The organism is Legionella hackeliae (assembly GCF_000953655.1).
Lineage (GTDB): Bacteria > Pseudomonadota > Gammaproteobacteria > Legionellales > Legionellaceae > Tatlockia > Tatlockia hackeliae.
The window spans coordinates 1005404-1016881 of record NZ_LN681225.1; the positions used below are offsets into that span (position 1 = coordinate 1005404).

Below are 11478 nucleotides of genomic sequence, written 5' to 3' on the forward strand. Positions count from 1 at the left end.
TTATTGTTTATTAAGAATTGGAGTGAGCTGTCAAGGAATTGGACTATTTGAGAATAATTATGCCTAAAAAGCCCTATCAGCAGATGCTTTTACACAATGCTGCATTACAAAGAATGTTTAGTCTTTATGGAAAAGATGGTACGAAAGTGACTCTGTTTGAGCCTACCCGAGCAATTATGATTCCCAAAGGAAGCTTTTTCCCTACATTTAGCGGATTGGGAACAACAACAACGCCCACAGAATTCACAAAACACCGTATATATTCCGATGCGGACTCTAAAGCGAAACTTTCTATTATCAATCACGATGGTCGCTACCAAACGTTGATATACACAACCACACCAGAAAATATTAAATTAGCCTTACGCAATGGAGTCTTTGACAGTGCAACTATTCAAGATCCACTTGCGAAGATGATTGCTGAAATTGGCACTTATAAACGAAAAGTTTTTGAGCGCTCTACTGAATTGCATGCCCAAGTTACCTCAAATAGCGAAAGGCTTGTTGTTGCAGATGTTGCGCAAACGTTGATTGAAGTGTTACAACCCCTCAACCGATTGATTAATAATTACGATCGCTCCAGGAAACCACAAGAAAATTTAAAAAATATTGTGGCAACTTTAGATGGTTTGAGCCTTCAGCTTGCTAAAATGATTGACGAGACTAAAGCAAAAAATGAAGAACCTTATTTAACACTCATGGCTTGTGCCGTTACCTTAAAAAAACGCACAGAACAGTACCGAGCTTCTTTGGCAGAAATAAAACATCCCTCCGAGGAACAAGTAAGAGCAATATTAGGTAGTTATGGTACAAATAATAATTTATTAAAACATTTTCTACAGCAACAATTAAATCTTGTTTCACAAAGTGCGATCGATGCTGGTTATGCTGTAACTGGTTTATATCGAGATTCCAGCGGTTTATCTCAGGCGTTGTTGGATGCTCAATTTACTGCAGAAAATTTTTCTAGCCAACTTCTTGATTACCACAATGCTATATCAAAAGAGCATGGCTTAGACTTTTCTGACAAGCAAAAGGATGGATTAGTGTCGATTGACTTGGGGGAATATGGATTTCATCCTAAATCTAATGTCGAATTGGCAAAACGGGTAGCCTTAATTGAGCGTACTGGCAAAGCGCTTAATAATCCCGACGATGAGACAGTTAGATTTATAAATTTTAGTGGCAGAAGAGATGCTATCCCAGGCTATACTGCGGCGAGGAAAGTAGGTTTTACTCTCATCAATTTCACTTTAGATATTACAACCTTTGCGCTTGATTTAGTTTATGCAGGCTATGCTGGCACTGTTAGTTTAATCAATCTTGGTCTGCGGGTGTTTGATCGTCCACCCTTTAAAATTCCACCATTTCCCAGTGAGCTCAAGCTGTTGCAAAAATGGGAAACCGATGAAGATATGTATGCCCATTTGGATTCTACAAAGAATTTATTTGGTGAAAATGCAGTTACTGAACTAACCGATTCAGGCGTTTTTGTTAAGGCTGCGCGGTTTATTGGCCATCAACTTTTAAATTTCACCTGGAAACCTTTAGTTGAAATTGTTAAAGGAGTGACCACTAATTTATGGGATGGCGCAAAAAATATTTATTACGATATCACAGTTGGGACCAAGCCAATTGATGAGGAAGAGATTGCCAATTTATTAACGGCACGGGTTAAAGAGAATGAAAGCGCAAGTAATGCCAATCATCAGGCAATTAAAATGTTACTTGATATGCAGAAGCCTGAATTAGTAGCCTATGGTCAATTAGAGTTCGAAAAAACAGGAGATGCAAAAGCCGATTATCATTTAAATCCCGATAAACCTGAAGATTTTGTCTCATGGGCAAGCAATGATTTTATGAAAAGTATGGTGGAGGTCTTCTCGCATGAGATTTATCGTGCCCATCCTTTAGGAGGATTGGCATTTACCTTAGCGGCAAGTACAGCGGTTCCTATGGTTATGCCATTTGTAGCAAAATTTGCTTTTTTGAATTTTATTTATACCAAAATTAATATTCCCATTGCAAAAGCTTTGGTGGGAGAGACCCAAGGGCTTATGTCTTCTTTTTCCACCGCTATGATTGAGGGAAAGGTGGCTTTTTTCTTACAGGATTTAACGAATGGTAAAGACAGTCTACTGGTTCGTGGGGTTGAGTTAATTTTGGAAAACCCTGTCTTGGCGGGGTTAGTGGGTACTGCAGCAATTGGTCTTGGTTTTGAGATTGCCTTTAAGGCAAATATTCCCTGGTTGAGTGAAAGCATTGCATCAGAAGCTGGACATGCCTCTTTTCCCTAACTTGAGCTCGGTCTATCAGGTGCAAAGTTAGCTGCTATTGTTCTTGAAAGTGGCATTCGCTACGAAGGAGGGGAGAACCACGATTCACATCATACTCATATTATGGAAGAGAAAATTGAGGCACTACGCCCTGAGATCAGAGCATCTATGGTTGAAGCTTATAAAAAAGTTCACAAAATTACTGAAGTCTCTGAGGAACAAGAAGGTAAAATTGATATCCAAGTTAAAGAATATATGGAGGCCTTTAAAGGAGCACTTGCTGTGAATTATACAGACCCTATGGTCAATGCAGTTGAGCGTTCTTTGGAAAGCTATGTCGCTACTTATACTGGTGCTCCAATTTCTGAGTTCAATAGTTCTTCACTTGAGAAACTACAAAAAAGTGTTAAACGAAATCACATTCGAGAACGAATTCTAGAGCTTAATCCAGAGGATTTACCTCAGGATGAAAAATACAAAATAATGCATTATGTGAATACGCATTATAAAAATGATCCTGATTATGTTGCTGCTGTTAGATATATCTTGATGGGGGGGCACGAAAAAATTGGCGGATTGGCTGGCTCTATCAAGATAGCTTTATCGTATGTTCCTGCTCTTTTCCGTGCGGGTGTTGGTTTAATCATGAGTGCCGGTTTTGGTCTAGGCTCATTAATCAACCCTGACTTAAGATCCCGGGCTTCCATGGCCCTGCAACCCGTCAATGATTTACTGAATAAGGCCCGTGCGGATACTGGATTGATAATTAAAGCGATTTCTAATTTAGGCCGTGTAACCTGGGGTCTAATAGGCAGTATTTTACGTGTTCCATTAGTTGCTATTTATTCGTTGGTAGCCAGTCCGGTACTTATTACTCAGTATCTTACTTCATCGCGACACTATTTACCGACCCCACGAGAAATGAATGGCATGCTCTCCGAATTTCTCTTTGCTCCAGGAAAAGTAAGTCAGCTCTTAAATGCAGTCAATGGCTTTTTCCGTGAGGCAGCTGGCGCTAAAAATTTGGAAGCCGCTACGGCCGGAGTTACAGCGCAAGAGATGACAGAAAATATTGCTCAACTAAGACATGATAAACTGTTGACAACATTAATGTCTCCCCAAGCAATCAATGAACAAGAATTAAGCACTCCACACATGCTGGATACTCTTAGAAAAGTGGCAACAACCACTGTAAGTAATCCGACGGCAGAAAAACCAGGATTGTCTGCTATTCGCACGGCTAGCGAATCGAAATCAGTGAAGGTATTTAAATTAGAGGATGTTACGCACAGCCATCATCCACTCATGGAGGAGGATAGTGAGGATGATGAGGGAGAATCTACAAAAGTAGAACCCTAGTAAATCTTTTTCAAATTCAGTTTCAACTATACTTAGCATATATACTTTGAGTAAAAGGACATACTCCATGGGGTTAGATATTTATCACCGAAAACGCGATTTCAAGAAAACACCAGAACCGAAGGGAAGAATTCGCCAAGATAAAAATAAGAATTATCGCTTTGTTATCCAGAAACATGCAGCCAGTCGTCTTCATTATGATTTTCGTTTAGAGCTTGATGGGGTTCTTAAAAGTTGGGCAGTGCCAAAAGGACCTTGTCTGGATCCTAACGCTAAACGCTTGGCAGTTCATGTGGAGGACCACCCCCTTGAGTATGGTTCTTTTGAGGGTGTAATTCCTAAAGGGGAATATGGCGGCGGTACGGTGATGCTTTGGGATGAGGGAAAATGGGAGCCTTTGGATGAGGATCCACGAAAAGCTTATGAAAAAGGACATTTGCGTTTTGAATTACATGCAAAGAAATTACATGGCCGCTGGGATCTTTTTCGTTTTAAAAATGAAGATAACTCCTGGTTTTTAGTGAAATATGAGGATGAGTTCGCAAGACCGTTAGATGATTACGATATCACTCTTAAAAAACCAAATAGTGTTGTAACTGATAAATCCTTAGATGAAATTGCCGAAAACTATGACAACATATGGACTAAAGAGGGGTTAGAGAGTAGCGAGAAAAAAAAAATTAAAGAAGAAATCGATGGATTAATTCCTGCTGAACTTAAAGCCAGTCCCTTTCCAGAACGAATTTCCCCTCAACTCACTACCTTAGTGGATAAGCCGCCCCAAGGTTCACAATGGTTGCATGAAATTAAATTTGATGGCTATCGAATTATTGCTTTTAAAGACGGTAAATCAATTCGCTTGATATCTCGAAATAATATTGATTGGACGAGAAAGTTTAAAAATGTCATTAAAGCATTGCAACATTTGCCGGCTACAAGAGTCATAGTCGATGGTGAGGTGGTGCTACTCAATGATAAGCAAAAAACTGATTTTCAGCGTTTGCAAAATGCAATGAAGGGCGATAAGGATTATCCCTTTTACTATTATATTTTTGATTTGTTGTATTATGAGAAATTTAACCTCAAGAGCCTACCCTTATTACAACGAAAGGAAATTCTTGAAAAATTATTGCTGAATGCCCCATCAGCGTTACAATACAGCGATCATATTGCCGGCCATGGCGAAAACGTTCTTAATAAGTCTTGCGAATTAGGATTAGAAGGGATCATTTCTAAAGATAGTCAAAGTACCTATCAGGAAAGACGCTCTAAATCATGGGTAAAAATCAAATGCATCAAGCGCCAGGAATTTGTTATCGGTGGTTATCTTAAACCTCAACGCTCAAGACAGTATTTTCGTTCCTTGCTTCTCGGTGTTTTTAATGATGAAGGTGAATTAATCTATACTGGAAACGTTGGTACAGGTTTCACCGAGTCTTCTTTAAAAGAGGTATATACCGAATTACAAAAAAATTTAAAGGATGAAAATCCCTTTAACTCCATTTTTCCAGATGCCAAAAATGCGATATGGGTTAACCCCGTCCTGATTGCAGAAGTTGAGTTTAGTCAGTGGACATCGGAAGGAAAGTTAAGACATCCTAGTTTTAAAGGATTAAGAAAGGATAAAGAGGCAGGAGCAATCAAACGCGAGGAAGAGGTGGCTATAAAAACCATTAATAAAAAAACACCTCAGTCAAGGAAGATCACTATTTCTAGCCCTGAAAAAATTTTATATAACCAAGATAATATTACCAAACAAGATCTCTATGATTATTATGATAAAATCAGTGAATTTATCTTACCTTTTGTCAGAAATAGACCCTTAACATTAGTAAGATGCCCAGAAAGCTATAAGGAGTGTTTTTATCAAAAACATTATTACAAATCCACCCCTAAAGCACTTTGCGCAATCCCCATTAAAAATAAGTCTGATGATGAGGTAGAGCAATATATTTATCTAAAGGATAAAGAGGGTTTGTTGAGTTTGGTGCAAATAGGAGCATTAGAAATTCATCCCTGGGGAAGTCGCATTGATAATGTCGAGTCACCTGACATGATCACCATTGATTTAGACCCCGGAACTGATGTTTCGTGGAAGGAGGTTGTAAAAGCTGCATTTGAAATTAAAAAACATTTGGAAGCATTTAAACTTACCTGTTTTGTCAAAACAACAGGAGGAAAGGGCTTACATGTTGTTGTTCCTATTTTCCCTGAATATAACTGGGAAGAAGTAAAAAATTTTACCCATGTTTTTGTCGAATTTCTGGAGCGAATAAATCCCAACGCTTATGTGACTAATATGGCAAAGGCAAAAAGGAAGGGCAAAATATTTGTTGATTATTTGCGTAATCAGCGAGGTGCTACTGCTATTAGTGCCTACTCCACCAGAGCTCGTTTACATGCGCCGGTCGCTACCCCAATTCATTGGGATGAATTAACCAATGACATCAAAGATACCTTCTATACTATTCATACTTTGCCCCAGCGACTCAAAAAATTAAAAGATGACCCTTGGAAAGAGTTTTGGAATATTAAACAATCGCTAAGACTCGATGAGTTGTAATCAAAACATTTTATTTCTTGTGAAGTTGCAACGAAAGAAGATCAGGCAAAAAACGTTTTTGGTAAACGGATACATTGACTATAAAAAATACAATCATTGCAATGAAGTCAATGACATAACTTTCGAACATCAGATGGAAAATTATTAATACTAAAATACTGCGAAAAAACTCGGTATATTTGATATTAATAATTATACCGCGATTGAGTACGAACCCGATTAAATAAAGCGTAATCAAGATAAAAAATCCTAGCATCCAGCTTAAGGGCAAACTGGGATTAAAAAATAGTAAATAGTACCCAGACAATAAAATGGTCAGTGAAAGATTCAATAGTACATAGATACCTGGATATTGGATGACATCTTTATTAGGTTTTGTTTTATTATTTATTGATTGCTTATTTAATCGCTTGACTATCCATTCTGGGGGCATGAAGAAGGCTAACATGCGCTCAGGCCACGTCGATAACTTTTTACCGTAAAGATAGGTGTCATAAAGCACTTTGACATTGGCAAAAAAAGGATTCCAGGAAGCGAGTGGCTCTGTGGTTCCATAATCTGCAGGAATAGTTTCTTTCTGAAAGGTTCCAAATAACTTATCCCAAATAATTAGACTTCCTGCGTAGTTTTTATCAATGTATTCAGGATTTTTTCCATGATGGACACGATGATGAGAAGGGGTATTAAAAATAACTTCAAACCATCCCATGCGCTGGATAAGTTGAGTATGTATCCAAAATTGATAAAGCGTATTTGCTGACACCACGAGTAAGAACATCCAGGTAGGAAAGCCAAGAAAGGCTAAGGGTAGATAAATCACCCATGAACAAAGGGTTTGTACCATTCCTTGACGTAAAGCTACCGAAAGATTGTAGTATTCACTTTGGTGATGAACGGCATGTCCTGTCCATAAAAAATTACAGCGATGACTTGCGCGATGGAACCAGTAGTAGCAAAAATCAACGCCAAGCCATAGAAGAAACCAGGCAACAATGGAGTGTGGGCTTATCTCAAAGACGCTGAAGTGCTGATAGAAATAATGGTAACTAAAAATAAGTAAGCCCTTTAAAGGCAACATGGTGACCTGTTCGAGTATTCCGCAGCTAATGTTATTGGTGAAATCGTTTAAGCGGTAAAGTTGTTTTTTTTGGACAACAGAAATTACATACTCAATTGCCATTGAAATTAAAAAAACAGGAATCGCGAGGGCAATAAGATTAATTTCCATATTACTATTTTAGAATAAAATAAAAGAAAACAATAATTCATAACAATAACTAAGGCAATAAAACAATCTTACTCTATGCATGTATTGAGAAAAAATTGGAGCAGATAAGTTTTAATCACGTATTTTGTGCAATAATTGTATTATTGCGGTTCTATGGAGAGACATTGTGAGTAAAATTGGAACTATATTTCTGGCGATGATGCTATTTCTCTTTAATCTCCCTGTGTTTGCTGCCTCCGACTATATACTCTCTACTACTCTAAGCTGTCTTGATCAAAAAAAGTTACGAGTAATTGCTAAAGAGCTTGAGGCTGCGTTTGAAAAAGACATTTGTGCCAATGGGATTAAGCCGATGCAGTTGCAATGGATCTCGACAACGGCTTTACCTCAAATTATGAATAAAGCATTTCTAGGCGTTGAATCGCCACCGAATTGGCAATTATTAACCGAAGAATTAATGCGTGATTGCTTTAAAGAAGGAGATTTGTGTACCGAAGAAACCCAACGACAAGTTGCGGCGTGCGTACAAATCAAAGTCCCAGGCATTTTATTGCAATTAGGACCTTGGGTTGCTGAGAACTGTAAAAAAATCAATGATGAGGTTGTTGAACATTGGCCTGAAAAGAAAGACAAAGTGATTGAATTAATAAAACAATTTCAAGCCCAATCCACACAGCCAGACTAGTTTAAACCCGTTTAAAAAAACGGGTTTTTAAACATTAAAAAGTTGCTTTATAGTGATTAGGATCGAATTCGTTGGCTTCCACAGCAATTTTTCCAACAGCATCTCTGCTACCTGCTCCACGGAAAAACGTCAAACCACCTGTGTATATTCCAATTGCAGTGCTAATAGCAAGCGTTGTAGTTTCAGTTGCAATAAGTCCAATAACAATTGTACTTGGGATAGTTAAAATACCAAGTGCAAATCCTAGGGCAGTGACTAACAGAGTAACAGAAGCGGCGGCAGCAACACCTAAAGCGGCTTTCATCACCTTGGGATGTTTGCCTTCTAAGTAAAGTGCGCATTTTTCTGTAAATTGTTTAATGGCTTCGGCTTTTTGCGATGCCCCGTTGTCTTCTAAAAGTTTTTTTGCCAACTCATTACTAAACGTGGCAATACATTCATATTGCTTAGAGGACAGGCTTTTGGCTTGTTTTTGTAAATAAGTAAAGGTTGCATGTAATGCGGACTCACCAGGTAGAGAATCCAGAACAGCATCAAACGAATCAATAGGTGCAAGAGCAGTTTTTATTAATAAGGCTTTTAAGTCTTCTATTTGTGTGTCATTTTTAGCCGAAATAGCAATACGTTCAGCAAATTTTCCCGGTACTTTCTCTAAGATTTCTTGCGCTGCATTATTTTGTTCATCTACCGTGTCTCCCAGCAAATCCATTTTAGTACCTACTAAAATGATTTTTTTTCCTGGATTAAATCCTCTAAATAACGCGATTGCATCTTGTTGTTCTGCAGGATTGCTCAAATCTATGCAATATATTCCTACAGTTGCATCTCTATAAAACACATGGCTAAAGCCGCTCAATTCTCCAGTAGAGTCCCACAATTGCACTCGGTCAGAGTCATCCTTCAGAAGACAAAAATCGCCAACAATGGTTGCACTATGAGCCGCATTGAATTTTTTACCCGTAAAGCGGTTAAAAATTTCACTTTTGCCAACCTTGGTTGGACCAATCATAATGAGTTTATAAACAGACATAGCAAATACTCTGACAAAAAAGTGTGTGAGTATAACACATCTTGTCAGAAATCCGCCTATATTTGCTATAAAATGATATAAGCGCATAGGATTTTCCAAAGGGAAGAAAAAATGAGAACAGTATTAATTACAGGAAGTAATCGAGGTTTAGGATTAGAGTTTGTTAAACAGCTTAGCGAACAAAATAATCAAATTATTGCAACATGTCGTGATCCTGAGAAAGCCAATGATTTAAAAAATTATGCTAAAACAAAAAATAATATTTCTATATATCCTCTTGATGTGACCGATGATCGACAAATCATAGGTTTGGCAAAGGAATTAAAAAATATTGCATTGGATTGGATTATTAATAATTCGGGTATTAGTGGGCAGTCTGGTGTTACTGTAGGCAACATTGATCGTGATAATTTCTTGCAGGTTATGAATGTCAATTGTCTCAGTGCACTTAAAGTAAGTGACACGTTTTTGCCTCTTTTGCTTAAAGGGAATGAAAAACTAATTGTTAATATTAGTTCCGCTATGGGAAGTATTAGTGATAATCAATGGGGGCGAAGTTATGCCTATCGGGCCAGTAAAGCTGCACTGAATTGTGTCATGCGTTCTTTTGCTCTGGATGTTAGCCAAGAGGGTATTAAAGTAATGTTATTAAATCCTGGCTGGGTAAAGACAAGGATGGGGGGTGTTGAGGCGCAACTTGATGCTGAAAAAAGTGTTCAATCCATGTTAAAAGTTATTGAGAAACATAAAGATCAAAGCCATGGTGAGGCTTTACGTAATTATGATGATAAGGTCATTAATTGGTAAGGAATTCGTATACGTCTATTGCTAACTAGAAATGATGCGATTAATATCGTCCCGATTATTTAATCCAAGCCTAATGCAGATTTTTTCAACTTAGGGATATAAAAGTTGCAAATAGATTTTGAGGAAAACATATGAATCAAAAAGTTTTTGTAAACCGCATTTTAAACATGAAAAAGATCAAATACATTGGCTTGGACATGGATCACACCTTAATTCGTTATAACACGAAAAATTTTGAAACTTTGGTGTACCAACTGGTTGTTGAGAAGTTAATTAATGATAAAAAATATCCTGAAGATATTAGAAAATTTAAATTTAATTTTGACAGTTCAATTCGTGGCTTAATCATCGATAGTAAAAATGGCAATATTTTAAAGCTTAGTCGTTATGCGGCTATTCGCCAAAGCTACCATGGAACAAAAGAAATTAGCTTTGCAGAACAAAAGAAAATTTATCGCAGTATCTATGTGGATTTAAAAGATCGTAACTACATTGCTATCGATACCTCATTTTCGATTGCATTTTGTGTACTCTACAGCCAATTGGTCGACTTAAAAGATGAACGACCTGCCGACTTGCCAAATTATGCAACCATTGCTTTAGATGTCTTAAGCTCCGTAGATAAAGCGCATGCTGATGGAAGTTTGAAAGGATTCATTGTTGAGAATATGGAGAATTATGTTTTAAAAGAACGGGCTGTTGTTGAAGGTTTAAAGCGATATATACGTTATGGGAAAAAGTTTTTTTTACTCACCAATTCTGAATATTATTACACCAATGTTTTATTGGAGTATGCCTTCTCTCCCTTCCTGGAAGAAGGGCAAAATTGGCGGGATTTGTTTGAATATGTCATTACTTTAGCCCATAAACCACGTTTCTTTTATGATAATCTAAGATTTTTAACAGTGAATCCTGAAAATGGTTCAATGACAAATGCCACAGGACCTATAACACCTGGCGTATATCAGGGCGGAAATGCCAGAAAATTTACTGAAGACTTGGCAATTAATGGTGATGATATTTTATATATTGGTGACCATATTTACGGTGATATTTTACGTTTGAAAAAGGATTGTAACTGGCGGACTGCTTTAGTTGTTGAAGAGTTAGGCGAAGAAATTGAATCACAAAGAAAAGCATTGCCTGTAGAAAAGAAAATTGTCGAAGCAATGAATGTTAAAAAAGCGCTGGAACAAAAGAATATTGAACTATATAGCCGCTGTCTAGAAGAAAAAACTACGGAATTCAATGAGCAAATTTCTGAAATTCAACAGCAAGTTTCTGCATTGGATGTGCAAATAACGAAATTACTGAATGAAGAGAAAACGTTTTACAATGAGCGTTGGGGGCGTGTATTTCGTGCTGGGGCAGAAGAAACCTATTTTGCTTCTCAGGTCGATCGCTATGCCTGTATTTATATGGAAAAATTCTCTGATTTGCTCGAACATTCACCCATGACTTATTTTCGTGCCAATCGACGTTTGATGGCTCATGACATGGAAATTTTGACACAACCGCTATTATTTTAAT

General features: G+C 37.5%; 8 protein-coding genes. 6 read left to right on the forward strand and 2 right to left on the reverse strand.

Annotation, left to right across the window (positions count from 1 at the left end; all coding sequences use genetic code 11):
- Positions 1-59 precede the first annotated feature (59 nt).
- The 3 genes from LHA_RS04580 (at position 60) to ligD (ending at position 6198) form a co-directional block, all read left to right on the forward strand.
- Positions 60-2297, forward strand: a complete 2238-nt coding sequence (locus LHA_RS04580) for a hypothetical protein (protein ID WP_045105490.1) — start codon at positions 60-62, stop codon at positions 2295-2297.
- A gap of 102 nt (positions 2298-2399) precedes the next feature.
- The gene (locus tag LHA_RS04585; RefSeq protein WP_045105491.1) at positions 2400-3635 is read left to right on the forward strand and encodes a hypothetical protein; all 1236 of its coding nucleotides are present in this window, start codon (positions 2400-2402) and stop codon (positions 3633-3635) included.
- Positions 3636-3702: 67 nt separating this feature from the next.
- Entirely contained in the window at positions 3703-6198 is a 2496-nt protein-coding gene (gene ligD, locus LHA_RS04590) for a DNA ligase D (RefSeq protein WP_045105492.1), read from the forward strand.
- A gap of 10 nt (positions 6199-6208) precedes the next feature.
- On the opposite strand, the gene LHA_RS04595 is transcribed toward ligD, so the two are convergent.
- A complete protein-coding gene (locus tag LHA_RS04595; RefSeq protein ID WP_045105493.1) occupies positions 6209-7426 on the reverse strand; it encodes a sterol desaturase family protein in 1218 nt (405 codons plus the stop codon).
- Positions 7427-7592: 166 nt separating this feature from the next.
- Here LHA_RS04595 and LHA_RS04600 point away from each other — a divergent pair, with 166 nt between their 5' ends.
- A complete protein-coding gene (locus LHA_RS04600) occupies positions 7593-8111 on the forward strand; it encodes a hypothetical protein (RefSeq protein ID WP_045105494.1) in 519 nt (172 codons plus the stop codon).
- Between the two features lie 34 nt (positions 8112-8145).
- Here LHA_RS04600 and LHA_RS04605 read toward each other — a convergent pair whose 3' ends face one another.
- Positions 8146-9141: a P-loop NTPase family protein gene (locus LHA_RS04605; RefSeq protein ID WP_158644239.1), complete on the reverse strand. Its 996-nt coding sequence runs from the start codon at positions 9139-9141 to the stop codon at positions 8146-8148.
- A gap of 111 nt (positions 9142-9252) precedes the next feature.
- Between LHA_RS04605 and LHA_RS04610 the strand changes: the two genes are divergently transcribed.
- Both LHA_RS04610 and LHA_RS04615 read left to right on the forward strand, forming a co-directional pair.
- A complete protein-coding gene (locus LHA_RS04610; protein ID WP_045105496.1) occupies positions 9253-9948 on the forward strand; it encodes an SDR family oxidoreductase in 696 nt (231 codons plus the stop codon).
- A gap of 131 nt (positions 9949-10079) precedes the next feature.
- The gene (locus LHA_RS04615; RefSeq protein WP_045105497.1) at positions 10080-11477 is read left to right on the forward strand and encodes an HAD-IG family 5'-nucleotidase; all 1398 of its coding nucleotides are present in this window, start codon (positions 10080-10082) and stop codon (positions 11475-11477) included.
- Position 11478: the final 1 nt, after the last annotated feature.

Coding starts and splice junctions, on each gene's coding strand:
- LHA_RS04580 (WP_045105490.1), top strand. CDS start 60: ATGCCTAAAAAGCCCTATCAGCAGATGCTTTTACACAATGCTGCATTA.
- LHA_RS04585 (WP_045105491.1), top strand. CDS start 2,400: ATGGAAGAGAAAATTGAGGCACTACGCCCTGAGATCAGAGCATCTATG.
- ligD (WP_045105492.1), top strand. CDS start 3,703: ATGGGGTTAGATATTTATCACCGAAAACGCGATTTCAAGAAAACACCA.
- LHA_RS04595 (WP_045105493.1), bottom strand. CDS start 7,426: ATGGAAATTAATCTTATTGCCCTCGCGATTCCTGTTTTTTTAATTTCA.
- LHA_RS04605 (WP_158644239.1), bottom strand. CDS start 9,141: ATGTCTGTTTATAAACTCATTATGATTGGTCCAACCAAGGTTGGCAAA.
- LHA_RS04610 (WP_045105496.1), top strand. CDS start 9,253: ATGAGAACAGTATTAATTACAGGAAGTAATCGAGGTTTAGGATTAGAG.
- LHA_RS04615 (WP_045105497.1), top strand. CDS start 10,080: ATGAATCAAAAAGTTTTTGTAAACCGCATTTTAAACATGAAAAAGATC.